This is a genomic window from Shewanella sp. SM55, from assembly GCF_025654025.1.
In the GTDB taxonomy this organism is placed as follows: domain Bacteria; phylum Pseudomonadota; class Gammaproteobacteria; order Enterobacterales; family Shewanellaceae; genus Shewanella; species Shewanella oncorhynchi.
This window is the reverse complement of record NZ_JAKKRS010000003.1, coordinates 315800-341372: the sequence shown is the minus strand read 5'-3', so window position 1 is coordinate 341372 and position 25573 is coordinate 315800. Positions and strand designations below refer to the sequence as shown.

The following is a 25573-nucleotide window of genomic DNA, read 5'->3' as shown; positions in this document are numbered from 1 at the left end:
TCGACTTAACTTGACCTCGGCAGCTTTGACGACAGCTGACCGAGGTAATGATGGCTGATTAACGAGAGCTAGCAAGTCAATCAAACTGCTTGATACTCGCAGGTGCGAGTCAGGTTTTCAACGCTTTCACTGCATCCAATCAAGCCATATCGATACACAGCAAACCCAGCCCATAAATACCGATATACAACAACTTAACCTCATAAAAGACATGAATCATGTCAATTAACGCAGTAAAACGCTTCAAAACCATCTACGGGAACTTCAAAATATAGCGCAGGCTTAACCAATGTGCATAACTCTGTGAGTAAAAATGTACAACATTTTTAGCATTTAAAAATGAATGCAAACTAACTCTATGAATATCAATCTATCTTAGTTAAATGACGCTTAAATGACATCACTTAACTTCCTCGACAATCCAGAGTATTAAATTCAATCCCACTTATCTTAAAATGATAAAAAAACGCCCCAAACTAAGTTGAGGCGTTTAATATTTAAAATCAATAAAATGACTAGATTTCGTAGTGCAGACCACACTCACGTTGTAGGCCATTAAAGCGAGTTTCTTCCTCTGTCATACCTAATTCGAGTGGTTTACTCGAATGGGTATCCCCCACAGAAACATAGCCTTGGTCCCAAAGTGGATGGTACGGCAAGTCAAATTGAGTCAGATAGAGGTGCACATCTTTATTCGACCACTCGATAATCGGCAGTAACTTAAAGCGAGTACCATGAATCGCCAGTATCGGCAACGCCTCACGGGTACTGGCTTGACTGCGTCTAAGCCCAGCAAACCAAGTGCCGACTTCAAGCTCGGCTAAAGCGCGTTGCATAGGCTCAACTTTGTTGAGACGGTTGTATTGCTCTAGCCCGTCTACCCCTTGCTCCCACAACTGACCAAAGCGTGCCTCTTGCCATGCAGATGTCATCACTGCTTGATACACTTTTAAATTCAGCGATAAACGCTCTGTCAGTTCATCGATAAACTGATAAGTCTCAGGGAATAAATAACCCGTATCCGTGAGGATAACCGGAATATTCGCCTGTGCCTGACTCACCATATGCAGCATCACTGCGGCTTGAATCCCAAAGCTTGAGGACAGCGCATGATTACCGGGCAAATAAGTTAAGCCCCATAGCACCCGCTCTTGTGCGCTTAATCCACCTAAGAACTGATTAATACGTTCAAGCTCTATCGCTTGCTCTGCCTTAGGCGCACTCAATAATGCCTTGAGTTCGGCAGCGCTGACCACAGTCGGCACTTTATCACTGGTTTTTTGCTCAATATCAGCCATGAAAATCCTTAGCGGCATCGATCACCGCCTTCACTACACCCACGCGGACGGTGAAGTTACCAAAGGTTTCGCCTGCATCACGCTCTACGGCGTAGCGGCCAAACAGGGCATCCAATTCGGCGAGAATGTCCGCCTCTTGGATATTTTCTCTGTGCATTTTGTTCAAACGAGTCCCTTCAAAACTTGCACCTAAGTACAAGTTATAACGACCCGGCGCCTTACCCACAAGCCCAATTTCAGCGGCAAATGGGCGGGCACAGCCGTTAGGACAACCCGTCATACGCACGACAATCGCTTGCTCGCTGATGCCGTGTTTTGCCTGTAGCGCATCGATATGATCGATAAACTCAGGGAAATAACGCTCGGCTTCCGCCATCGCTAATGGACATGTCGGCAACGCCACACAGGCAATCGAGTGACCGCGGGTTTGCGTCAACACTTGGCCCAGCAGACCATGTTTACGGGCTAAACCTTCAATCGTGGCTTTATCTTCTGCCGCTACACCTGCGATGATCATGTTTTGATTCGAGGTCATGCGGAAATCGCCCTTGTGGATCTTAGCAATTTCACGCAGCCCCGTTTGCAGGGTCTGGCCCGGTAAATCCTTAATGCGGCCGCTTTCGATAAATAGGGTTAAATGCCACTTACCGTCAACGCCTTCGACCCAACCATAACGGTCGCCGCGATCGCCAATCACGACATCACGCTTAGGTTCAAATTTTACTCCTGCACGCAGTTCAACTTCGGCTTTGAACTTTTCATAGCCGTGGTCAACGATTGTGTACTTAAGGCGCGAACGCTTACGATTAGAGCGATTGCCCCAGTCGCGTTGCACTGTCATGACAGCTTCAGCAAACTTCATCACGTCTTCAGTTTTGATAAAACCAAAGTCGTCAGCCAGGCGTGGAAAGGTTTCTACTTCGCCATGGGTCGAGCCCATGCCGCCGCCCGCCGTTAAGTTAAAGCCAACTAGCTCGCCGTTTTCGGCAACAGCAATAAAGCCTAAATCGTTAGTGTAAACGTCAACATCGTTATCGGGAGGAACCGCAACCGCCATTTTGAACTTACGTGGCAGATAGGTTTTGCCATACACAGGTTCGACGGTTTCATCTTCGGTCGAAAGTAACTTTTCTTCATCTAACCAGATTTCAGCGTAGGCGCGAGTGTGTGGTAATAGATGATCTGACAGTTGTTTCGCCACCGCATAGGCCTGCTCGTGCAGTTTCGATTCCACCGGATTGGGGTTACACATGACGTTACGGTTAACGTCACCACAGGCAGCAATCGAATCCAGCGCTTCGCGATCTAAGTCTTGAATAATGGTCTTCAAGTTACGCTTAGGAATACCGTGGTATTGGAAGGTTTGGCGGGTCGTCAAACGAATACTGTTCGAGCTGGTGAGCGTCGAGGCAATTTTATCTACGCCTAACCATTGCTGCGGAGAACAAATACCGCCGGGTACACGGGCACGCAACATAAAACTATATAAAGGTTCGAGTTTTTGCTCTTTACGTTCGTTACGTAAATCGCGGTCATCCTGCTGATAGAAGCCATGAAATTTGATCAGCTGCTGATCGCCGTCACTGAAACTGCCAGTCACAGAAGAATCTAAACCTTCTTTGATGGTCCCGCGCAGGTAATCACTGTCGGTCTTTAGGTATTCATTTAACGCTAACTTTTGCTCACTCATGGCAACTGCCTCTTAAAATTGGGTTCGCTGGCTGCACAGGTCATCACGTGTGCAGCTTTAGCTATTCTTATGCGTTTCTTATCTGCGCAACGGTTGAGATTAATACACGTCTTTTTGGTAACGTTTATCGCTGCGCAGGGTTTCAAAATAGGCTTCGGCAGCTTCGGTATTCAAACCACCGACTTCGACTGCCACCTCAATCAAGGCTTGGTGAACATCTTTCGCCATACGTTCAGCATCACCACAAATATAAAGATGCGCGCCATTTTGCAACCATTGCCACAGGGCTTGGCCTTGTTCTTTAATGCGGTGCTGCACATAAATCTTATGGGCTTGATCGCGGGAGAACGCCACGTCGATACGGCTGAGATCGCCATTTTTCAAATACTGTTGCCACTCAGTTTGATACAAGAAATCCTGCTCAAAGTGAGGATTGCCGAAGAATAACCAGCTATCGCCTTGAATACCTTGGGCGACGCGCTCCTGCATAAAGGCACGGAACGGCGCAACACCTGTACCAGGGCCCACCATGATCACCGGTGTTTCTGGATTTTCAGGTAAACGGAAATGCTTGTTCGACTCAACATAAACCTTAACTTGCGTGCCTTCCTGCGCAGATGCTAAGAAGTGTGACGCACCGCCAAAACGTGCTGAGCCATGGCGCTCATCTTCCACTAAGGCCACAGTTAAGTGGACTTCTGTTTCAACTTCGCTTTGACTTGAGGCGATAGAGTAAAGTCTTGGCGTTAATGGACGCAGTAGCTCAAGCAGTTTTGCTGCATTTAAGGTTACTGAGTTATTTGATAATGGATACTGAGTAACTAAATCGACAAATTGATGCTTAAGGATAAAGTGGCGCACTTGTTCTTTATCTTCGCTCAATGCCAGCAGTTCTGCGCTGCCGCTCAATTCGGCCCAGGCTTTGACTAATCCAGGGTATAACTGGGTCAGTTCTTTCTTATCAACCAAAGCTTGCTTAATGGACAAGGATTCTGTGCCTAGGGTTACTAACTCATCAGCGACCAATGACAGGCCTGCTAAGACTTCATCGACTAACACTTCGTTATTACTAAACCACACACCAAGGGCATCACCCGCTTGATAGGTTAACCCTGAGTCGCCTAAGTCGATTTCAACATGGCGCACATCTCGGTCTGATCCACGGCCGGTAATTTTCTGGCTCACAAGCACTTCGGCGCTATAGGGGTTTTGCTTAGTAAATTCACTTTCGCCAATCGCTTTAGCAGTGCCGATGGATACCACACTGGCGGACGAGGTTTCAATTAGCGGCTTAACGGCCTCTAATACATCGGCGTGCCACTGGCCCGCGGCAGCTTCATAATCCACATCACATTCAATTAAAGGTAACAGTGATTTAGCACCGAGTGCCGCTAGGCGGGCATCGAAGTCTTTACCAGTTTGGCAGAAAAATTCATAGCTAGAATCCCCCAGCGCAAGCACAGAGTAATGTAGATTGTCTAACTTAGGGGCACGTTTCGATGCTAAAAACTTGTGTAATTCAATCGCATCATCCGGCGCTTCACCTTCACCATGGGTGCTGACCACCAATAAAAGCACAGCTTCTTGCTTTAATTGGCGAACATTGTATTCGCCCATTGAAGCCAGATTGACCGCATAACCTTGCGCTTGCGCCTTATCGGCGAGCGCTTTGGCGACACCACGGCCATTACCCGTTTGGCTGCCATAGAGGATAGTCACAGTTTGAGCCGTTTGCGCCTGCGCGACGGGCGCTAATTGGCCCGCATTAGCTGTAGCAGCAAGATAGCCACTCACCCAGGCCAATTGCACAGCACTTAACTCAGAAGTGAGTTGTTTTAGCTTCTCGACTTGTCCTTGAGACAATGGCGAAGCCAGCGATGAAAGTTCTTTTAACAACATGAGACGGCCCTATGACAGTGTAATGTCCACAAGCTTATCGCGGTTTAAGAAAAGCAAAAAAGAATAAAATAGGATTTTTAATTCCATTTTGGAATATACAAAGTGCAAAATTTAAGCTACAAAAGTGTGCACTGGTTAAAAGTTTTTGATCCGACCAGTGCAGAAACGGCCTGCTTGAGAAATATGCACTTGTGCCAAGCTAAAGTATTGCCACAATGGTCATGAGCCTGTCGAACAATAATTTCTGTTGCCCACAGAATAGTTTGTTTTAAAAACAAAAAGTGTCCATCCTAGATTGAATGCCCTAACTGACTCGAATCACCCGCCGAATAAACGCTGGTGACGACGGATTTTGCAGTTGAGTACGATGAAGGAAGAACAGCAGGCGGAACGATTATATAAACCATCAGGGAGTAGTCATGCAGATTGGAATACCGAGAGAAAGTCTCGCCGGTGAAACTAGGGTCGCCGCGACCCCAGCCACCGTTGAGCAGCTTAAAAAACTCGGCTTTGAAGTTGTTATTGAGGCCAATGCGGGTCAACTGTCAAGTTTCGATGATGCAGCTTTTGAAGCTGCGGGCGCGAAGGTGACAACAAACGTTTGGCAAGCCGATCTGATCTTTAAGGTCAATGCGCCAAGCGACGCCGAAATTGAACAAATCAAAGACGGGGCGACTATCGTCAGCTTTATTTGGCCCGCACAAAACCCTGAGCTGGTTGCGAAGTTATCTAAACGTAAGATCAACGTGATGGCAATGGACATGGTGCCACGCATCTCCCGTGCCCAGTCACTTGATGCCCTCTCCTCTATGGCAAACATTGGTGGATATCGCGCCGTTGTTGAAGCCGCACATCAATTTGGCCGTTTCTTTACTGGCCAAATTACCGCTGCTGGTAAAGTACCGCCCGCCAAAGTGTTAGTCATTGGTGCTGGTGTAGCTGGCCTTGCCGCCATTGGTACAGCTGGATCGCTTGGCGCCATAGTGCGCGCCTTCGATACCCGCTTAGAAGTGGCCGAGCAAATCGAATCTATGGGCGGCCAATTCCTTAAACTGGATTTTGGTAACGAGGAAGGTGGTTCATCGGACGGTTATGCTAAAACCATGTCGGATGAATTTATTGCCGCCGAAATGGCGCTGTTTGCTGAGCAAGCCAAAGAAGTCGATATCATCATCACTACGGCGCTGATCCCTGGTCGTCCTGCGCCTAAGCTCATCACCAAAACCATGGTCGATAGCATGAAGAGCGGCTCAGTGATCGTCGATTTAGCCGCTGCGACGGGTGGTAACTGCGAATACACGCAATCGGGTGAGCTGTTTGTTACTCCTAACGGCGTAAAAGTGATTGGTTATACCGACCTTCCAGGTCGTCTACCGGCGCAATCCTCACAGCTTTACGGCACTAACTTAGTCAACCTGATGAAGTTAATGTGTAAAGAAAAGGACGGCACAGCCAGCATCAACTTTGATGATGTAGTCATGCGCAATATGACAGTGATTAAAGAAGGTGAAGTGACCTTCCCGCCACCACCGATTTCTGTTTCTGCGGCGCCAGCAAAACCAGCGGCGAAAATCGAGCCGAAAAATACCACTCCGAAGGCACCATCTAAGCTCAAATACGTGCTCGCCGCCTTAGGCGTTGCAGGGTTTGCTGCCGTGGCATCGGTAGCACCACCAGAGTTCCTGTCGCATTTCACAGTATTCTTGCTGTCCTGCGTTGTTGGCTATTACGTGGTATGGAACGTATCCCACTCACTGCATACACCTTTAATGTCAGTCACTAACGCGATTTCGGGCATTATCGTGGTCGGCGCCCTACTGCAAATCGGTCAGGGTTCAACTTTGGTCACTGTACTGGCGTTTATCGCCGTGCTGATCGCCAGTATTAACATCTTCGGTGGCTTTACCGTCACTCAGCGCATGCTGAAGATGTTCCGTAAGGATTAAGGGGGTTTAACGTGTCTCAAGGACTGGTAACAGCAGCTTACATTATTGCCGCCATTCTCTTCATCTTCAGTCTCGCGGGACTGTCGAAGCAAGAGACGGCAAAACACGGCAATTTATTCGGTATCTTAGGTATGGCAATCGCCCTACTGGCTACCATTTTCAACCCCGATACTAACGGAATTGCGTGGATCTTAATCGCTATGGTGATTGGCGGCGCGATTGGTATCCGTTTAGCACTAAAAGTCGAAATGACTGAAATGCCAGAACTGGTTGCTATATTGCACAGCTTTGTGGGTATGGCCGCGGTATTAGTGGGTTTCAACAGCTTTATCGACTTACATCCACAGGAAGTATCACAAGTCGTGGTGGCTGTCGGTGGAGATATCAATACGACCCTCGCCGCAGTACAAGATGCACTAAGTGAAGCGGTGAAGACCGCCAGCAAAGAGCACCTCACTGGCGCTATGCTTAACATTCACTTAGTCGAAGTCTTCCTCGGGATCTTCATCGGTGCGGTGACCTTTACGGGTTCTATCGTTGCCTTTTGTAAGTTACGCGGACTGATTTCATCTAAACCTCTGATGCTGCCACATCGCCACAAGCTGAACCTAGTCGCAGTGCTAGTGTCTTTCGCCCTGTTGGTATACTTCGTACAGACAGGCGGCACTATGCCAGCACTGCTGTTGATGACCTTGATTGCCTTCGCCTTTGGCTGGCATTTAGTGGCATCCATTGGCGGCGCGGATATGCCAGTGGTTGTGTCTATGCTGAACTCCTACTCAGGTTGGGCAGCGGCAGCGGCAGGCTTTATGTTGTCGAACGACCTCTTGATTGTGGTCGGCGCGTTAGTAGGTTCATCGGGTGCTATTCTGTCTTACATCATGTGTAAGGCCATGAATCGCTCGTTTATTTCAGTTATCGCTGGCGGCTTTGGCACAGATGGTGTGGCCTCGACTGCCGATGAAGAAATGGGTGAATACCGTGAAACCAACGCCGAAGATGTGGCGGATATGCTGAAAAATGCCACTTCAGTCATCATCACTCCGGGTTACGGTATGGCAGTGGCGCAGGCGCAATATCCTGTTGCGGAAATCACTCAAAAACTACGTGATCGCGGCGTGAAAGTACGTTTTGGTATCCATCCAGTCGCTGGTCGATTACCGGGCCATATGAACGTACTGCTCGCTGAAGCGAAAGTCCCCTACGATATCGTGCTCGAAATGGACGAAATCAACGAAGACTTTAAAGACACAGATGTCGTGCTCGTTATCGGCGCCAACGACACGGTTAACCCCGCGGCAATGGAAGATCCAGGCAGTCCAATCGCAGGTATGCCAGTGCTGGAAGTGTGGAAAGCGCAAAACGTGATTGGCTTTAAACGTTCGATGAACACAGGTTATGCCGGCGTGCAAAACCCACTGTTCTTCAAAGAAAATACCCAAATGCTGTTTGGGGATGCTAAGGCCAGTGTTGAAGCCATTTTAAAGGCACTTTGAGTTTGATTTAATATCAACAGAGTAGAAATCGTTTAGGCGATAAACACTATTCTAAAGAAATGAAGGGAGCCAATGGCTCCCTTTCTTTTCACATTTTTTTAAGCCTATTAAGCTAGTCTCTGCGCCAATATGATACGAGGCTTATCTGCCCACAATGCTGGTATGCTTAATGTAAGCTAAAACAGTAAGTTAAATCTAAAGCTGGTTTAAGGAAATAATAAATGTTGCTTGGGCTGTTTATCCTGTCTGCCGTATTAATCAAAACCACATTATTCGGGCTTGGCTGGATATCGATTACCATCGGCCTGAGTGGGTACCTATTTTGTCGATGGTTTAATATCAAGTTAGATATCAAACTGACTGATAAATTTAAACGACTCTTTATCACTGGCGCGGCTCTGCATCTTCTCGTCTATATCGGCTTAATCACTAAGCTTTTCCTTATCGACAGCTTTGAAGACTTGCCCACATTCCTAATAAGTCACTTAGTCTTCCACCACGCAGTCTGTGCCGTGATTGCTGCCGCATTAACCTTCTTGGCTATTCGCATCTATCTACAACAGCAAAAATTAACTCAAGCCTATCGACAGGAATTAAGCTAACTCAACAAGGTTTTGATGACAAATGCAGGCGAATAAAAGCTGGGTAAATTCATCATTAGCTTAAGTACCATAAAATAATGGGGGACTAAAGCAGACAATGTAGAGGTGTTGTCAGCAACACTGAATTCATCAATGGATTCAAACATCAGGGATAAGAATGACCCCTGATGCTTGGGGGGAGCTAAGCCAAGATACGTTAGTCGACGGCAATATCGTTATCTTTAAGCTCTTTTGACAGGGTTTCATAATTCGTTTTGAGTTTTGGCAAAGTATCTTCTTTGATTTTACTCAATACATTTTGCAACTGATCCTTACCGTAAGAAACGCTATAGTGACGGGTTTCAATATTACTAATGATCTTCTCAGACTCTAAATACAAACGACGAATATCAGACAAAATATCACTCGGTGTTTCTAGCGCATTGGCAGAATAGCGCATGTTATCCCAGACAAATAATCCCATCTGTGGATGCATTTTCACTAAACTATTACTACTTACAGTCTCAACTGTGTCAGCGTAATGACTCAAGATTTCAACATTGTCACTCACTTCGTCATATAGGGCATGACGCAGATGATAGTTATTCTGCATATTGCTCAGGGCATCAAATTTAATTGCCTGTGACAACCCTTCTTGCGCGGCTAAATACACGCCAACAACAGTCGCAATGATTATAAAAATCTGACTCACCCAAAAACTGGTTTTGATAAGCTCAGTGTTATCAAGCTTAATGGTGCGTTTAGGCATATCTGCCTCATTAGAGATGGAGGTCATGTCCATATGTTTTATCCTGTCAAATCAAGAGTACAAGGCAATATCACTAACTTAAATCATTATTGAGTGGTCATCCTACACTATTGGGGTATGACTTACCTCAGTACAAATCACGATTTTTACCCACAAAAAAGGAGCCATCTGGCTCCATTTTTATATTCATTGGTCAGTCTATTATGCTGCTTTTGCCACATCAAAATTGGATAGCAACATCACAGCTGTACGGCCTAATAAATGGTTGATCGTGCGATCGCCCGCTAAGCCTAACTCAGCAATCGCTTGCTGACGCGCTGTACTCACCGCTCTAAAGAGGGTGATTTCATTGTTGGCACCACCACAAAGACTAAAGAACAGTCTCAATACTGCACGGTAATGTTCTTCCTGCATTGCTTGCATCCACGATGTTTCCAATGCCTCTTGGCTAGAAAAATCCAGCGCAGCAACAAATAGATTGCCGATACGACTATCTAAACGAACAAGAAAATCGCTTTTGCGTGGAAAATGGTGACTAATACCTGTGCGACTAATACCCGTTGCTTCAGATAACGTAGTATAAGACATAGTCTCAAAGCCGATAGTCAAAATTTGTCTTAACGCTTCATCCATAATTTGATTTATGGTTTGCTCAGTTTGTACTCGCGAGCGCTTAGCCATAGTAATGTCTCCCCTCTTATTTTTAGGGGGAAAGCTTACCAAAGCCGCTCAGGGATTACTGCTGTTCACTGGGCCGTAACCAGCGTATTTCACTTTTGTTCAGCTAGGGTTCAGTTTAAAACAGGCTTCACCACAGATTTAATTAACACATTCATAACATTGAATTTTGTACCAACCAGTTATGTGCTTTTTCTTCGCCCATGAGTAAAACGAACGTCGGTTGGAGATAGTGTCCAAGATCAGCTTTTCGCCAAAATAGATATTCAGGAAGGGGTTGCAATACACTCGCGCCAAAAGTGCGTTGCATTAAGCTCGAATACTCACCTAATAATCTCGGCTCTAATTGCTCGGCTTTAGGGTAAAAATTCGTTAAAAAGTCCCGATACTCGGCAAATTTAGCCACTTGAGCAACATCGTATCGATGCAACACTTGTATCAACATTGGCGAACTCCAATGTGACAAGTATTGCGGGCTTGTTAATGCATCAAGATTGCGTCTGTGGTATTGCTGCCACGCCAAGGCAAAATCATTTTTCTCCCGTGCGATACGCCAAACCAAATAAATGTCAGCTAGCCATTCATGTTGATATGCACTCAAGTGAGTCGGTAACACAGAGCCTTGCAGAGCAAGGTTCTCCAAATGACCGAGCTCATGCCATAGGGTTAATTGCGGCTGTTCAAGCAAAGGTAATTGGTAGGTCACCATATCGACACTGGCTAACTGTACTTGCGGTGTCCGCTGCTCATTCACTAAGACTAGGCCCGCAATTTTATTGTCATCGACGGGCATGACCATGGCACTTCTGCGGCCTAAATCAAGCCTAAATTGTTCGAGTGTTGCAGGAAGCTGCACCAACACTTGCTCTGGCAATAATGCCAAGCAAGTACCAAGCTCTGGTAAAGGGCAAATCAAAGCCTGCTTATCGGCAATGGGCGTCCAAGTCAGGCTAGATGCGAATGCCAGAGCGACTAAGCTCACTGATTCGCCATAATATTTTGTATAATCGCCGTGGTTGAAATACCATCCTCAAAGCCCAGCACTTGCACTTGGCCACCGGCGGCAATCACTTCAGCGCCACCAGCAATATCCTCAAGCTTATAATCACCACCTTTGACCAGCAGATTTGGCAGCAATCGAGTAATGATGCGCTGCGGCGTATCTTCACTAAAAGGCACAACCCAATCAACAGAAGCTAAGCCAGCGAGCACAGCCATACGACGATCAACCTGATTAACTGGACGGCCTTCACCCTTGAGGCGTTTAACCGAGGCATCATCGTTTACCGCGACGATCAAACGATCGCCCAAAGCTTTCGCCTGTTTAAGATAGCTCACGTGGCCCGCATGTAAAATATCAAAGCAACCATTAGTCATCACCACACGTTCACCGCGTAGTTTGGCTTGCTCTAAGGCGTAGGCCAGTTGATCTTCACTCACCACCCCAAAACCCGATTCTCCATGGTGCAAAGCTAAAGCTTCAATAAGCTCAATGCGGCTCACGGTAGAAGTGCCAAGTTTACCGACCACAACGCCTGCGGCGGTGTTCGCAATCGCACAAGCTTGCGGTAAATCGGCGCCCGCGGCTAATGAGGTTGCTAAGGCCGAAATCACAGTATCGCCAGCCCCCGTCACATCATAGACTTCACGGGCAACGGTAGGAATGTGCAACTCAGGCGTATTAGCGGTCACTAAGGTCATACCCTTTTCAGAGCGGGTGACTAAAATGGCATCAAAATGATGTTGCTTGAGTAAACCACGGGCTTTTTCCAGCAGGTCGGCTTCAGAGGTCACAGTGCCAACAACAGCTTCAAACTCGCTCATATTTGGGGTAATGAGTGACGCACCATGATAACGACCAAAGTCACTACCCTTAGGATCGACTAATACCATCACACCTTTCGAACGCGCTAATGCAATAAAATCTCGCGGCTGATCGATAGCGCCCTTTGCATAGTCGGACAACACCACGACATCGACAGAATCGAGTAAAGCCTCGGATTGTTTCAATAAACGCACGCTATCGGCCTTGTCGAAGGCTTCTTCGAAATCGAGGCGGATAAGCTGCTGATTACGTGATAACACCCGCAGCTTAGTGATGGTTGGTTTATCAGCAATACTTAACCATTGGGGTTCAACCCCTAAAGTTTGCACACCGAGCGTTAGGGCATGGGCAGTATCGTCTTGACCGACGAGCCCGGCAAGTTGGACTTGCCCCCCTAAGGTCGCGATATTGAGCGCCACGTTGGCCGCGCCGCCGGGTCTGTCTTCGACTTGATTAATCTTCACCACAGGTACGGGGGCTTCAGGGGAGATACGTCCCGTAGGGCCAACCCAATAGCGGTCTAACATCACATCGCCGACGACTAACACTCTGGCTTTTTCAAATGCTGGCAGAGAAACCTTCATAGTGCTCTTATCTTTATGCAGAAATTAAACCGTGATTGTACCTAATTTTCAGCAAAAATTGAGTTAGAATGAGCAGTAATTTTCAAAAGTAGTGAGTATTTTTGTGGTCGAGAAAGCCGAGTTTTCATCTTCTTTATATCATCCTAAGCATTGGCCCATGTGGTTTGGCGTATTTTTGATGCGTTTAACTCAGCTTCTACCGCTTCCTTGGCAGATGACGCTGGGGAAGGGATTGGGTCGCTTAGTGATGAAATTCGCAGCTGGCCGCACCCACACAGCGCGCCGTAACTTGACCCTCTGTTTCCCTGAAATGACGGAAGCACAGCGAGAAGATTTACTCACGCGTAATTTTGAAGAAACGGGCAAAGCCATTTTCGATACCATCAATGCATGGTGGTGGCCCGATGAAAAAGTGCAGCAGCACATGAGTATCAAAGGCGAAGAACACGTACAAGACACGTTAAATGCTGGCCACGGCGTGATCCTCTTTGCCGTGCATTGTTTGCCGCTGGAAATGGGCGCACGTATCTTCGGCCAATTCCAACCCGGCGTGGGGGTTTATCGCCCACACAATAATCCAGTGATGGAATACCTGCAGGTCAAAGGCCGTTTACGCTCCAATAAAGGTCTCGTTTCTAAACGCGACTTGCGCCAAATGATACGCTGCCTCCGCAATCCCGATGTGATTTGGTACACGGCCGATCAAGACTTTGGCCGTTCCAGTGCGGTATTTATCCCATTTTATGCCATGCCAGATGCGGCAACGATTACCGGTGCCACCACGTTAGCTAAACTCGGCAAAGCCAAAGTCCTGCCTTTTTTTGTGGAACGTACTACAGATGATAAAGGCTATCGAATTGAAGTGATGCCACCGCTGGATAATTTCCCCGGCGAAGATGAATTAGCCGATGCCATTCGCGGTAACAAGATTATTGAATCCATCATAGATAAAAACCGCGCCCAATATATGTGGTTACATCGCCGCTTTAAGACCCGTCCCGACCCAACGGACAAATCTTTATATCAATAAGCTCAATTAGCTTTGAATACAAAAATGCCAGCAAATAAGCTGGCATTTTTTATGGTAACTTTCGATAGTAAGGACCATCTAGCACATAGGATTAGAGCGCATTCTCAGTCGGTAAACGAATACCTACGTTAGTGACTTTACCTTCATACAGCCCCGCCACCACCCAATGCAACGACTGCCAGTGGAACTGATCCCCAAGTACAGGATTGGCGCCAAGCTGAGATACCACAAGGTCTGCGACTGTCATATCATCAGCGAGATTATCTAAACTCAAACCATAAATAGGCGCGAGATCCGCAAGCTTAACGTCTGTTTCAATAAAGAAATCACCGAAGAATCGTTGTACTTCTTTATTTTCTGGCGCTTGGCTAAAGAGGTTACTCAAGGCTTCTAAACTTTTCTCCTGACCCAGCACACAGAGTATATCGCCCGCCTCGAGACGAGTGCTACCCGATGGATGCAGCAAAGTATCATCCCTAAATACCGCCGCAATCCGTGTCCCATCTGGCATAGCTAAGCGCTTTAGCGGCTCACCAATACACCACTTACTTTCACTCAAACGATAGACAAACACTTCCCATTCGCTGCTCGGGTAAATTTCAACTCCCGAGCGCGAAACGGGTAACGGCTTTGGGGGCAGTTCCACCTTAGCTAAACGCGCTGCAGTGGTCAAAGATGCACCTTGAACCAGCAACGACACTAATACAACGAAGAAGGCTAAGTTGAAGTACAACTGAGCACCCGGTAAGCCCGCCATCATAGGGAATACTGCTAAGATGATAGGCACAGCGCCGCGTAACCCCACCCAAGAAATAAACCAGCGGTCGCGGCTGCTAAAGCTCTTAAAGGGCAATAGACTGATCCACACGGCGACAGGGCGAGCAAATAAAATCATTCCGAATGCCAGAGCAAAACCTGGGATCATGATATCGACTAAATCTGAAGGGGTAAGCAATAACCCTAATACGAGGAACATGCCGATTTGACTGACCCAAGTCATACCATCCAGTACGTTCAAAATCGCATGACGGCCCCGGGTTGGCTTATTGCCGAGGAACAGACCCACTAAGTAAATCGACAGAATACCGCTACCACCCAGTTTGTTGGACGCAGCATAAATAATCAGACCACCGCTTAAAACTAAAATAGAGTACAGACCATCAGCTAACTTGCTTAAATTGACGAGCTTCCACAGCATCCAGCCGCCGCCCAAACCTAAACAGATCCCCAGACCAAATTGCTTAATAAAGCTAATAAGCATAAAGCTGAAGGACAACTCACTGTCGACATTGGCAAGAATGGCAATCAAGGTTACGGTTAAGAATACCGCCATGGGATCGTTACTGCCGGACTCAATTTCTAAGGTCGCACCAACCCGCTCGTTAAGGCTACGCCCTTTAAGCAGGGAAAATACCGCAGCGGCATCGGTCGAGCCCACAATCGCGCCCACCAGCAAACCTTGCAACCAATGCAAGTCGAACAACCATGCAGCCATCATGCCGGTAATACTGGTCGTAATGGCAACGCCAAAGGTCGCCAACGATAATGCAGGCCATAGCGCCACCCTAAAACTAGCAACGCGGGTGCGCATACCGCCATCGAGTAAAATAATCGCTAAGGCTAAGTTACTGACTAAATAGGAAGTTGAATAATCATCAAACTGGATTCCACCAAGTCCATCTTCGCCAGCCAAAATACCCACAGCGAGGAAAATCAATAAAATAGGGATGCCCAAACGGGAAGACATAGGACTAAGTAAAACACTCACTGCTGTAAGCAAGGCGCCAATCAGAAAAAAACTATTGATGGAATCTGCATCCACAAACGCCTCCTTAATACAGGTTGTTTAGTTAAACGATAGACAAATCACCGAGGTTAAAAATGACTCAACTCACAATTTTATGATTTTATATTAGCACAAAAATATCGAATTATTGGAGCGTTAAATATTAAATTTCAATCATCTACATAAAAAATGTCATAAAACCAACTTTATATTAACCTTTAGATAAAGGCTAACGTAAAACCTAAAGGATAGCAGAACATCGCCACACGACTTAATAAGCATTAAAATAAATGAATATCAAATAGTTAAAAATAACAAACTGAACGTAAACTCAAATCATTCAAGCAAAACTCAGCTCACAAACCTGTATAAACTAACGGTATCATGACCAATTTAGTGCCAGATAAAATAATGTCGTGTAAAGGGTGAATATTTGAACATTATTCTTAAGCTAATTGTTTTAACTCCATTTATTTGCCAATGAGATGATTTAAACTCACTTTATCCGATGAGCAATAGCCTTATCAGAAAAGGACCACACACTGTTTTCCCAAAACAAATCAATTCAGTTCCAGTAACGCCATACATGCTCGCCATTCAAACAGACACGTTTTAGATTGGTTAACACTACAAATATTTTTCATCAAGCAGATCAAGCAGGAAGGCATACACAAAACAATTGAGTACAGCAGGTTTTAACGACAAGACTAAATACTGGCAATTGACGCCGCCAAGAAAAACCGTTAAAACAAAAAATTAAGCGATAAATACGCCGTACTGATCATATTTCAGTTGAAATAATGTCCAAAATAAGGAAGGATGCGAGCTTCGCGCGCCAGTGCATTTTGCTCGACTAATTGCCGCTCTCGTTTTAAGAGAGAAAGCTGCGTTAAACACGCTTTTTTATTAACAGGAATCGTAGTATCCGCTTATGAGTATGCTTCGCACCACAGCTTTATTATTGACTTTGGTTTTCCCTAGTCTGTCCGCTTTAGCAACGGAATATCCTTTACCAGCCGCCCAAAGCAGGCTAATTGGCGAGAACCAGTATTATACGGTTCCAGAGGGTAAACACACTCTCGAAGATATCGCAGCCAAATACCAACTTGGTCTCAGTAACCTACTCGAAGCTAACCCAGGTGTGGATCCATTTCTGCCAAAACCAGGTAGCCAATTGATCATTCCATTGCAATTGATCCTGCCAAACGCTCCCCGTGAAGGCATAGTGATCAACGTGGCTGAAATGCGGTTGTATTACTATCCAAAAGGCAAAAAGACTGTTGAAGTATTGCCTATTGGTATTGGCCAAATTGGTAAAGACACACCAGAAAACTGGGTGACCACTGTACAACGCAAGCGTGCGAATCCAACTTGGACACCCACACCGCGCATTCGTAAAGAATATGCTGCTAAAGGTGAAATCCTGCCTGCGGTATGGCCAGCGGGTCCAGATAACCCTATGGGACTGTATGCGCTGTATATCGGCAACTTGTATGCGATTCACGGTACTAACGCGAGTTTCGGTATTGGTTTGCGTGTCAGTCAAGGTTGTGTGCGTTTACGCCATGAAGATATCGAGCATCTATTCAAGACTGTACCAGTGGGAACTCGGGTACAATTTGTGAACCAGCCGATTAAAGCAACCGAAGAGCCAGACGGTAAACGCTACTTAGCCGTACATCAACCATTGTCTCGCACTGTGGCGGAGTTTGAATCAAATGAGCCCGTTGCGATATCACTGCCAAAAGAGATCGCTAAGTTTATCGCTAAAGCTGACACTGATTCTTCTGTGATCAAGAAGCTACTCGATGAACGTACTGGTGTGCCAATGCGAATTAATCAATAATTCACTGGCGAATACCACCTAAAAAAATACCCGCAATCTGCGGGTATTTTTTTGTCATGTCAGGCTACTCACTAACGTAATAGACTAACATATCAATCACATAAAGGTGCACACAGGGCCAAGAAGTGAGTCATAGCGGCACTGTTTGCTAATACGCGTTGATCGAAGTTTTGCAACGCAGGCGTTTCAGTACAAGCACCGACACGAGCACCACTTCGTACTAAACAAGCTTCAAAAGACGTATCAAAATGATTGAAGATCAAACCATCCTTAACAGGACACCCATCAATCTCACCGTCTACCGCAATCGGGAAATAACCACCTAAAGTATCGCGTAGATCGAGACTAAAACGTCCAGGCACTTGGCTTGGCTCAAAAGAATACACATAGGCTTCACGACTCAAGACATCTTCATGGCAAGTTAAAATACCGTCTCGGCTCGCAGCAAGCAGTAACTGTGCGTGCTCTAACAATAGCTTACCTTCAACCGATGTATGTTCATTCGCTTTAGGTTTACCGTTCTCAAATACAAAACCACGATTTGGATTTTCGCCGTATTTATTAAATCTATGACCACGACTGAATCCAGTAGGATTGACGAGAGGCAATAAACTCAAGTTCACCCGTTCAAATAGGTCTGCTGAAGCTTCACTCAAAAAATGCAACAAACCCCATGGGCCTGCAGATTCTTCGCCATGAAATCCTGTGCTGATCAATAAAGAAGGTAAGCCTGACTTAGCGGCCGGTGACTGATACAAGCTAACATCGTATTTACCCACTTCACCCAATGTTTTCTCAACCATGCCCAAACGGGTCATTTCCTGCTCAAGCAGCAGATAGAAATTATCAATATCAGTGCTTTCACAGTTAAAAATATCGCTTTTCCACTGAAAGGATTCGAACGGAGATCTGCTTACCATATCTTGTACTTATGCCAGAAAAAGAACTGTGCCATCATAGCAGTTCTTTTCAAAAACTGAATGCTATTCAACTGATTTCGATGAAATCCGAGCAGTCGTCGACAGTGGTGCAATCTGTATCGATACCTGCGAATGTATCAATTGCCTGTCGTTAATGGTATCCAGCTTGAGTAAGACATTTGACAAATTAAAAAATAAGCTCGGCAGGACGCACTTATGAAAACTCAAATCACCTTTTTTATCGCCCTTTCGGCCAGTGTTTTCAGTCATACGCTACAGGCCCAATGTCGCGCCGAGCAAGATGCACAAGCCTTATATGCGATCGAAGCGAATATAGAGACCTATACGCTACAAAATGGCCTGACAGTGCGATTACTGCCCATGGCAGATAAACAAACAGTCACAGTCGCCAGCCAATTTAATTTAGGCGCCCGCAACGAAGCCCAAGGTCAGAGTGGTTACGCCCATCTGTTTGAGCACATGTTGTTTAAAGGGAGTGAAAATGCCCCCGGCGATACCTATGCTCAGCAGTTCAGTGCTTTAGGTGCACGTTTTAATGCCAGCACGCATTTTGACTACACCAACTACTATGTGACGCTGCCAAACCAAGCATTAGAACTGGGCTTATATCTCGAAGCCGATCGCTTTATCCGCCCTAGCCTTAACGCCACTACGGTTAAAAATCAGCAGGAAACCGTACTGCAGGAAGTGGCACAAACCATAGATAATCAGCCCTATATCCGCAGCGCGATGGCGTTTTTACTCGAGCAAGTAAAAGGCACTCCCTACGGTCACGGTATTATTGGCAGTCGCGAAGATATCTTGCAAGCCACACCAGAAAACCTAACAGCCTTTCACCGTGCTTATTATCGTCCCGATGCGATGCAGCTTTCCCTTGTCGGCAAACTAAGCCCACAAACCCGACAATGGATTGAGCAAAATTTTGCGGCTTGGTCTAGGCCAACGATTGCTGAACCTGAATTTTCTGAGTTAACAATCCAGCCTAAACAAGTACATGCTGAGTTAGTTGATGAGCGCGGACCTTGGCCCGGATTACTGCTCGCTTGGCATACAGTAGGTAAAGATCACCCCGATGCTGCGGCAATTCGGCTGCTAGAAGGCTATTTATTTCAAAACACCGCCAGTGCACTCGCTAAACTCAGTCTGCATAATCCCGAACAAATGCTCAGCTACTCCCTGCCCTTTGAGTTAGAAAATCACGGCATAGCGAATATCGTCTTGGTTCCACGGGCACGGACCTCACTCGATGCCTTAGTGCAAAAAGTATTGGGACTTGTGGCACAAACGCAGCAAGATGCTCTGGATGAAGCAAGTCTTTGCACACTTAAACAAGTGTGGTTAAACAATCAATTACAACAACTGGATGACACGCAGGCCTTAGCCATCAAGCTTTCCGCAACGTCGGCCCAAGATAAAGACCATCCCTTCACTGCGCAGTGGCAACGGATCAACGCAGTCACGGCCGACGATATCCAAAGCGTCGCAAAACGGTATTTTAACCAAGATTATGTCCGAGTCGACCTACTGCCACCTTGGTATATTCGCTGGGGTAAAACGCTACTGGAATGGCTGCCTAACGATATGAGTGACAGTTTAGAGGATGCGGTATTATGACGACTCAGACAATGTCAAAGCAGCTACAAGGCTTAATGTTCTGCGCTGTGGCTTTATCACTAAACGCCTGCCAGCAGACGCAAATCGTCTTCACGCCGAGCGAACCGCCGAGTTTGGCCCATTTTGAAACGCCAAACTCTTTAGCCCATTCTTTGCCTAGCTCTTTGAACAATAATTTACCCAAAAGCAGCGTCATTATCCCCGTAACGGATGAAATTTTTACCGATGAAGTCCATACCGAATTGGATTTACCCTATCAGTTACATCGCCTTGCCTCACTTCAAATGAATAACAGTGTGAGCAACAGGGTCAGTTTAGCGGCAGTGAGCCCGCAAGTTCCCTTCAATAATCCTGATATTTTACAGATTGCCTTTCAAGAAAAGGCCCGCACACTTGCCATTAGCCGCGCAGATCCCTGTCTTGAGACTTTCAGTATGCGTGTCAGCTTGCACAGCATTAATTTAAGCCTCACTTGCCCCGACGATGTTAACCATATCTACGGCTTACTACTGCAATTTTGGCAGCCAGATGCCTTTGTTGATGCGACAACCGCCCCCGTCGATGTCGACAATATTCGTCGTCAACTCAAGCTCAATAAACACTTAAACGCCTTTAGTGGCGCCGAGATAGATAAAGTGTGGCGCGATAAACTGCTCGGCCCTAAACATCCCTACAATAGAGTGATCAATAATAATACATTGTTCGATTCGCTCAGCCTAAGGCAACTGCAACAAATCCAACAGCAGGCGGTAACACAAGCACAGTGGCATCTTTTTCTACCCAACTCTTTGGCAAATAACGCTAAATTTAACCTTCAAGCTAGCCTTAAACTGTGGCCAATATTGCCTAATTCAGTGCCGAAAGTGGATAAACCAGAGACAGTAAAGCCTCAGCAAATCAAGAGGATTTACCTTATTGATGCGCCGGGCAGCGTGCAAACCCAAGTCCGCCTAGGTTATGCCATAGATCATGTCCTAAGTAATGCATCAACTCAGCAGCAACTGAACCCACAGGAAGTAGCCTTAAGCTGTCGCAGTTTATCCGCACTCATGGGCCGCAGTTTTTCGGGCAGACTTTACTATGATTTACGGGAAAAACGCGGCCTCACCTATGGCATCTACGGCCAATGTGCTAATGCACCGCTCTCCAGCAGTATCAAGTTTTACGGCAGTACAGCCATAGAACATACGGGCGCGTTTGTGGTGGGGATAGTAGATCACCTCGCACTCGTTAAGACGCAAGGTGTTAGCCAAGGTGAAATCGATGCACTTAAAACCTATTTGATCGGTGAAGATTTGCTCAGCCAAGACAACAGCATTCAGCGTGAAAACCAATATCTCCAACAAATTGCGACAGGATTAACTCAAGTTGATGTGCAAAAGCTGAATGCAGGATTACAAGCTCTGACGCCTGAGAGGCTACAACAGTTAGCAAACGTGGCGTTTAGCGGTGAGCCATTGATTATCTTGCGGGGCGATGTTGATCGAATTCTTCCTGACTTAAAAACTAAGCTACCAGAGTGGCAGTTTGAAAGGGTCAAGGTTGGCCTAACTGACAACTAAAGCCAAATAATCCTTCTAAAAGATTCAAATGCGCGATCGACAGATTAGAGCTTATTGGTCGCACTGTCGCTGGCTGGCGGTGCGCCATTATCACCCTGCGTCATCTGTTCATGGCCTTGTTCCATTTGTTGCAAATCTTCCATCGCCGAATCCTGCTGCATAGCCTGCGGATCAGGATCAGTTGCCGGTAATACCGCCATATTGTCAGCATTCGCGCTATTTAGCGTAGCAGGTTGATCAGGAGCCATACCATTTACTGCCTTAAGCTCCTCGATTGCCGGAGACGCCTCAGTTTTCAGCGGGCTGTTACTAAGATTCGGTAACCACTCACGCAATTGCTCGGGTCCAAAACTAAAACCTAACGCTATGACGACAGTTGCCACTGCAACATACAGCCAAGGGCGAATCGCCAGATGATCACCTCTTAGTAAAGTGCTTTCACTGGCATATAAATGCGCATCCGAGCGTTGATCTATTGGCGCGAGTGCTTGTAGCATGTCCGGCAAGGCATCGAGTTCAGGACCTTTAATACGCTGACCAATAAACTGCCCGCCTTCGTAAATCTCCATCTGATGACTGGCGACTTCACCGTCAACCACACCAGAACTGGTAATAATCAACTTATTACAACAGACTCTTCCGCGAAACACGCCGCAAACCCGCAGCTCATTACAACTGACTTCACCAGAGATCTCGCCGCCAAGTTCGATCTTAATTTGTCCTGCTGATCTAATCTTGCCCTGCAATTTACCCGCAATGAATGCCGCGCTCTCTAACTGAATGTCGCCCTCAATCAAGGTTTGCGCACTGATAACCGTAATGCCATTGCCCTTACTCGCCATAGGATTCATTCCATATCATTATTTTTGTGACAAAGATGTTATGGTAAAAGTCCTCGAGAATAAAGCACTGGTTTCGCTTAGTATTTAACCTAAGCCCCAGAGCGGGACTTAAGTCACGCCAGCGACTATGTTACCCTGAGCATCTTGCCATATGGCTCCCGAGTACCTGAATATGAGTAACAGGATGCCTCAAAAAGGTGAGTGTTGATATCGCACTAAAACAAAGCTAAAGAACACACTAGCAGCAAACACCGAAAACAAACCGCCAACGAGACCCCGACATGGCACATTCAAACTCCGCTAGCTCGCAATCGATAACCCCAATCGTGACACCACTTGAAGCGTATCGCGCCAAGGTGTGCATAGATCTCATTGACGATCCCGCGCAGCAACAGGCGGTGTTGGCGCTCGATGTGCTATTTAAGCAGTTGATGCTACAGCCACATTCAGCACACTTTCCCTTTATCAACAAACAAGCAATCAAAGGTCTGTATCTGTGGGGCGATGTGGGGAGGGGCAAAACGTTTCTGATGGATTTGTTTTTCGATTGCTTGCCGAGTGAAGGCAAGTTAAGACTGCATTTTCACCGATTTATGGCGCGGATTCACCAAGCATTACGCGAGCATTCGGGCAAACGAGATCCGTTAACACTCATAGCTAAAAATCTCGCAAAAGAGTGCAAGGTGCTGTGTTTCGATGAGTTTTTTGTCTCGGACATTGGCGATGCCATGATACTCGCGGGGCTCTTTGAATGCCTATTCAAACAAGGTGTGGTGCTGGTCGCCACCTCAAATATTCCTATTGAGCGCTTATATGAGAACGGCCTAGCTAGGCACAGATTTTTACCTTGCATCCAACTGCTGCAAACACACACTCAAATGCTGCATCTCAATGGCAACCAAGACCATAGGATGCACGCTAGCAATCCTTCATTAAACAACGAGATTATCATTGATAGCGCTGAAGTTAACGCCTCAATTTCCCGCAATATCGGCATTACCGGAACACTCGATTTTGAGCAGATTTTTGACAAGCTAGTGAATGGGTTAACGCCAAATACACCCTATATGAGCGCTATTGGCATTAGTGATAGCAGAATGAGTAATGCTAGCCTCACCATCTGCAACCGTGAAATTCCAGTGATCCGCGCCGCTATAGCACCAACAGGCAACTCAGTCGCTTGGTTCGATTTTTATGCCCTATGTGACGGCCCGAGATCCCAGCTCGATTATATCGAAATAGCCAGTCGATTTAAGATCTTAATGGTAAGCGGCGTTCCCAAATTAGGCGGCGAAGTAAAAAGCTGGATCCGTGCCCGCGGCACAGAAGACGGTACAGGTGATAACCAAGCCGCAGCCACGGGCGAGCGCAAACTCTCCTATGCTGCCAACGACGACCCAGCACGGCGCTTTATTAGCTTAATTGATGAGTTATATGATCAAAATGTCAGCTTATATCTCAGCTGCGACGTGCCACTGAGTGAACTCTATCAAGGTGGCGCACTCAGTTTTGAATTCCGCCGCACCTACAGTCGATTAATAGCAATGAGTCGAAGTGAATGGCCGTAAAACATTAGCGATTTATCGCTCTGTTGAGTTAGACCAAAACCCTAATATTGATAAGCGAGAAGTTAGTCATCACGATAAAAATTCGAGGAACAATTAGTGACAAGATAATTCATGCATTAAGAATATAACAAGTCAAATATGCTATTTGCAGAGACAAGCCTAGAAAGATGAATAAGTACCTAAATTGAAAATCTGCAATCATAGACAAACTAGTACAGCAAAAACATTATAATAATTAAAAATCAAATACATAAAATAGAAAATCCATCTGCCATAATCGATTCAATCCACACAACTAAATGACTCATTACGTTCAATTTGCTTCTAGCTGTTGCTAACCTTGAGTTTTAAGGTACGGTGTAACTTAGTTTAAATTGTTCTAATTTACAGCCTATAGGTTTAAATCGATCAAATTTACAACCTGCAACATAAAAGCTCAAAAATATAATCTATAGTTTATGCAACCAACTAAAGACTCATGATTCTGAATAAGCGCCATGACACTTAGTTCGAAGTATTCGCTAGAAAATATTAAGAACAGCCTTAAACGGAACTCTTTTAAATACAGGGACGATTAACTTATGTGGTTACGACAATTTAAGATTGGCTCACGATTAATTGCTGCGTTTGGATTACTTGCTCTTGTGTTGCTACTTCAAGGAATCATGTCATTACAGACAATGTCATCCATGCGATCCACTGCAGAAGAAATTGAAGATAATACCCTACCTACGCTGGTCAGTCTGTCGAGCATCAACCTCAATGTGATGCGCGCTAGGGTGTTTACATTTCGCCTGTTATTAGCAAATTCGGCAGCAGAACTTAACAAAGGACTCGATACATTAAGGCAAATCCGCCAGAGTATTAAAACGGATCAAAAAAACTATGAGCCTTTAATTAGCCTGCCAGGTGAGCAGGAGCTCTATCAAGAATTTAGTGGCAGCCTTGATCTGTATTTAAAGCATCAAGATGAGATGATCAGCAAGCTACAGGCGAATGATGCAGCCGAAGCTAAACGGATCATGGATGATGTCATGATAGTGCAAGCCGAAAAAATGACAAAGACGCTCATTAGCATTGGCAGCTTGAATACTGAATATGCAAAGGAACAAGGTCAAATAACTGCACAAGCCTACGACGAGAGTAAATGGCTAAACAGCATTATGATAGTGGGCTCCTTAATCGCTGCATTTGTAGTGGCAATATTTTTAACTCGCAGTATCGTGCAGCCAATGAAGGAAGCTGTAGGCATTTCAGTGGCTGTCGCAAGGGGGGATTTAACGCAGAAAATCAGCACAGAGGGTAAAGATGAAACCAGTCAACTGATGCAATCATTAGCTGAAATGCAGCAAAACCTGCGCGACACTTTATCCCATATAGCAAACTCCTCTAGCCAGCTCGCCTCCGCCGCCGAAGAACTCAATTCCGTCACTGAAGATGCTTCCCGCGGCATACAGCAACAAAATGATGAAATACAGCAAGCGGCAACTGCGATTACCGAAATGAGTTCGGCAGTAGATGAAGTTGCCAATACGGCGGTGCTCGCTTCAGAAGCCTCTGAAGAAACCGCCCGCAGTACCGAATTAGGTAAAAACAGGTAGATCAGACAGTCGCAGCC

At 46.1% G+C, this 25573-nt stretch carries 19 protein-coding genes; 9 read left to right on the top strand and 10 right to left on the bottom strand.

Annotated elements, in window-relative coordinates; all coding sequences use genetic code 11:
* Window positions 1-515: 515 nt before the first annotated feature.
* From L5L91_RS06835 to L5L91_RS06825, 3 genes are all read right to left on the bottom strand, one after another.
* Window positions 516-1298, bottom strand: coding sequence for a phosphoadenylyl-sulfate reductase (locus tag L5L91_RS06835; RefSeq protein ID WP_263146435.1), 783 nt, complete (start codon window positions 1296-1298; stop codon window positions 516-518).
* Window positions 1291-2988 (bottom strand): assimilatory sulfite reductase (NADPH) hemoprotein subunit, encoded by a 1698-nt coding sequence (cysI, locus tag L5L91_RS06830; protein ID WP_113939010.1) that lies wholly within the window; start codon window positions 2986-2988, stop codon window positions 1291-1293. Before cysI ends, L5L91_RS06835 begins: the two co-directional genes overlap by 8 nt.
* Window positions 2989-3087: 99 nt before the next feature.
* Window positions 3088-4887 carry an assimilatory sulfite reductase (NADPH) flavoprotein subunit gene (locus L5L91_RS06825; RefSeq protein WP_263235969.1) on the bottom strand — a complete coding sequence of 600 codons (1800 nt, stop codon included), beginning with the start codon at window positions 4885-4887 and terminating at the stop codon, window positions 3088-3090.
* A 419-nt stretch (window positions 4888-5306) separates the two neighbouring features.
* On the opposite strand from L5L91_RS06825, the gene L5L91_RS06820 reads away from it, so the two are divergent.
* The 3 genes from L5L91_RS06820 to L5L91_RS06810 all read left to right on the top strand — a co-directional run bounded on the left by L5L91_RS06820 (window position 5307) and on the right by L5L91_RS06810 (window position 8931).
* A complete protein-coding gene (locus L5L91_RS06820; RefSeq protein ID WP_263146441.1) occupies window positions 5307-6833 on the top strand; it encodes a Re/Si-specific NAD(P)(+) transhydrogenase subunit alpha in 1527 nt (508 codons plus the stop codon).
* An 11-nt stretch (window positions 6834-6844) separates the two neighbouring features.
* Window positions 6845-8329 carry a Re/Si-specific NAD(P)(+) transhydrogenase subunit beta gene (pntB, locus tag L5L91_RS06815; RefSeq protein ID WP_105251576.1) on the top strand — a complete coding sequence of 495 codons (1485 nt, stop codon included), beginning with the start codon at window positions 6845-6847 and terminating at the stop codon, window positions 8327-8329.
* A 221-nt stretch (window positions 8330-8550) separates the two neighbouring features.
* Complete coding sequence (locus tag L5L91_RS06810; protein WP_263235968.1) at window positions 8551-8931, top strand: hypothetical protein; 381 nt, start codon at window positions 8551-8553, stop codon at window positions 8929-8931.
* 196 nt (window positions 8932-9127) lie between these two features.
* Here the strand turns inward: L5L91_RS06810 and L5L91_RS06805 are convergent, their stop codons facing one another.
* From L5L91_RS06805 to hldE, 4 genes are all read right to left on the bottom strand, one after another.
* Complete coding sequence (locus tag L5L91_RS06805) at window positions 9128-9712, bottom strand: hypothetical protein (RefSeq protein ID WP_263235967.1); 585 nt, start codon at window positions 9710-9712, stop codon at window positions 9128-9130.
* A 168-nt stretch (window positions 9713-9880) separates the two neighbouring features.
* Complete coding sequence (locus tag L5L91_RS06800; protein ID WP_006082899.1) at window positions 9881-10360, bottom strand: TetR family transcriptional regulator; 480 nt, start codon at window positions 10358-10360, stop codon at window positions 9881-9883.
* A gap of 151 nt (window positions 10361-10511) precedes the next feature.
* Complete coding sequence (locus L5L91_RS06795; RefSeq protein ID WP_263146449.1) at window positions 10512-11339, bottom strand: hypothetical protein; 828 nt, start codon at window positions 11337-11339, stop codon at window positions 10512-10514.
* On the bottom strand, window positions 11336-12766 hold the full coding sequence (gene hldE, locus L5L91_RS06790; RefSeq protein WP_263235966.1) for a bifunctional D-glycero-beta-D-manno-heptose-7-phosphate kinase/D-glycero-beta-D-manno-heptose 1-phosphate adenylyltransferase HldE: 1431 nt from the start codon (window positions 12764-12766) through the stop codon (window positions 11336-11338). Before hldE ends, L5L91_RS06795 begins: the two co-directional genes overlap by 4 nt.
* A gap of 103 nt (window positions 12767-12869) precedes the next feature.
* Between hldE and L5L91_RS06785 the strand changes: the two genes are divergently transcribed.
* Window positions 12870-13796, top strand: a complete 927-nt coding sequence (locus L5L91_RS06785) for an LpxL/LpxP family Kdo(2)-lipid IV(A) lauroyl/palmitoleoyl acyltransferase (RefSeq protein ID WP_168822581.1) — start codon at window positions 12870-12872, stop codon at window positions 13794-13796.
* A gap of 91 nt (window positions 13797-13887) precedes the next feature.
* Here L5L91_RS06785 and L5L91_RS06780 read toward each other — a convergent pair whose 3' ends face one another.
* Entirely contained in the window at window positions 13888-15618 is a 1731-nt protein-coding gene (locus L5L91_RS06780) for a potassium/proton antiporter (RefSeq protein ID WP_105251569.1), read from the bottom strand.
* An 895-nt stretch (window positions 15619-16513) separates the two neighbouring features.
* Between L5L91_RS06780 and L5L91_RS06775 the strand changes: the two genes are divergently transcribed.
* Window positions 16514-17428 (top strand): L,D-transpeptidase family protein, encoded by a 915-nt coding sequence (locus tag L5L91_RS06775; protein ID WP_105251568.1) that lies wholly within the window; start codon window positions 16514-16516, stop codon window positions 17426-17428.
* A gap of 92 nt (window positions 17429-17520) precedes the next feature.
* Here L5L91_RS06775 and L5L91_RS06770 read toward each other — a convergent pair whose 3' ends face one another.
* Entirely contained in the window at window positions 17521-18348 is an 828-nt protein-coding gene (locus L5L91_RS06770) for a M14 family metallocarboxypeptidase (RefSeq protein ID WP_105251567.1), read from the bottom strand.
* Window positions 18349-18564: 216 nt separating this feature from the next.
* Here L5L91_RS06770 and L5L91_RS06765 point away from each other — a divergent pair, with 216 nt between their 5' ends.
* Both L5L91_RS06765 and L5L91_RS06760 read left to right on the top strand, forming a co-directional pair.
* Window positions 18565-19983, top strand: a complete 1419-nt coding sequence (locus L5L91_RS06765) for a M16 family metallopeptidase (RefSeq protein WP_263235965.1) — start codon at window positions 18565-18567, stop codon at window positions 19981-19983.
* Window positions 19980-21545: a M16 family metallopeptidase gene (locus L5L91_RS06760; protein ID WP_263235964.1), complete on the top strand. Its 1566-nt coding sequence runs from the start codon at window positions 19980-19982 to the stop codon at window positions 21543-21545. Before L5L91_RS06765 ends, L5L91_RS06760 begins: the two co-directional genes overlap by 4 nt.
* Before the next feature lie 44 nt (window positions 21546-21589).
* Here L5L91_RS06760 and L5L91_RS06755 read toward each other — a convergent pair whose 3' ends face one another.
* On the bottom strand, window positions 21590-22387 hold the full coding sequence (locus L5L91_RS06755; protein ID WP_263236005.1) for a polymer-forming cytoskeletal protein: 798 nt from the start codon (window positions 22385-22387) through the stop codon (window positions 21590-21592).
* Between the two features lie 281 nt (window positions 22388-22668).
* Here L5L91_RS06755 and zapE point away from each other — a divergent pair, with 281 nt between their 5' ends.
* Together zapE and L5L91_RS06745 are read left to right on the top strand one after the other, a co-directional pair.
* Complete coding sequence (gene zapE, locus L5L91_RS06750) at window positions 22669-23955, top strand: cell division protein ZapE (protein WP_263235963.1); 1287 nt, start codon at window positions 22669-22671, stop codon at window positions 23953-23955.
* A 581-nt stretch (window positions 23956-24536) separates the two neighbouring features.
* Window positions 24537-25556 carry a methyl-accepting chemotaxis protein gene (locus L5L91_RS06745; protein ID WP_263235962.1) on the top strand — a complete coding sequence of 340 codons (1020 nt, stop codon included), beginning with the start codon at window positions 24537-24539 and terminating at the stop codon, window positions 25554-25556.
* Window positions 25557-25573 lie beyond the last annotated feature (17 nt).

Excerpts from the sequence above, each read along its gene's own strand:
- L5L91_RS06820 (WP_263146441.1), top strand. The coding sequence starts at position 5,307 with ATGCAGATTGGAATACCGAGAGAAAGTCTCGCCGGTGAAACTAGGGTC.
- cysI (WP_113939010.1), bottom strand. The coding sequence starts at position 2,988 with ATGAGTGAGCAAAAGTTAGCGTTAAATGAATACCTAAAGACCGACAGT.
- L5L91_RS06745 (WP_263235962.1), top strand. The coding sequence starts at position 24,537 with ATGTGGTTACGACAATTTAAGATTGGCTCACGATTAATTGCTGCGTTT.
- L5L91_RS06755 (WP_263236005.1), bottom strand. The coding sequence starts at position 22,387 with ATGGCGAGTAAGGGCAATGGCATTACGGTTATCAGTGCGCAAACCTTG.
- L5L91_RS06805 (WP_263235967.1), bottom strand. The coding sequence starts at position 9,712 with ATGGACATGACCTCCATCTCTAATGAGGCAGATATGCCTAAACGCACC.
- L5L91_RS06810 (WP_263235968.1), top strand. The coding sequence starts at position 8,551 with ATGTTGCTTGGGCTGTTTATCCTGTCTGCCGTATTAATCAAAACCACA.
- L5L91_RS06825 (WP_263235969.1), bottom strand. The coding sequence starts at position 4,887 with ATGTTGTTAAAAGAACTTTCATCGCTGGCTTCGCCATTGTCTCAAGGA.
- L5L91_RS06800 (WP_006082899.1), bottom strand. The coding sequence starts at position 10,360 with ATGGCTAAGCGCTCGCGAGTACAAACTGAGCAAACCATAAATCAAATT.
- hldE (WP_263235966.1), bottom strand. The coding sequence starts at position 12,766 with ATGAAGGTTTCTCTGCCAGCATTTGAAAAAGCCAGAGTGTTAGTCGTC.
- L5L91_RS06775 (WP_105251568.1), top strand. The coding sequence starts at position 16,514 with ATGAGTATGCTTCGCACCACAGCTTTATTATTGACTTTGGTTTTCCCT.
- zapE (WP_263235963.1), top strand. The coding sequence starts at position 22,669 with ATGGCACATTCAAACTCCGCTAGCTCGCAATCGATAACCCCAATCGTG.
- L5L91_RS06760 (WP_263235964.1), top strand. The coding sequence starts at position 19,980 with ATGACGACTCAGACAATGTCAAAGCAGCTACAAGGCTTAATGTTCTGC.
- L5L91_RS06765 (WP_263235965.1), top strand. The coding sequence starts at position 18,565 with ATGAAAACTCAAATCACCTTTTTTATCGCCCTTTCGGCCAGTGTTTTC.
- L5L91_RS06835 (WP_263146435.1), bottom strand. The coding sequence starts at position 1,298 with ATGGCTGATATTGAGCAAAAAACCAGTGATAAAGTGCCGACTGTGGTC.
- L5L91_RS06770 (WP_105251567.1), bottom strand. The coding sequence starts at position 18,348 with ATGGTAAGCAGATCTCCGTTCGAATCCTTTCAGTGGAAAAGCGATATT.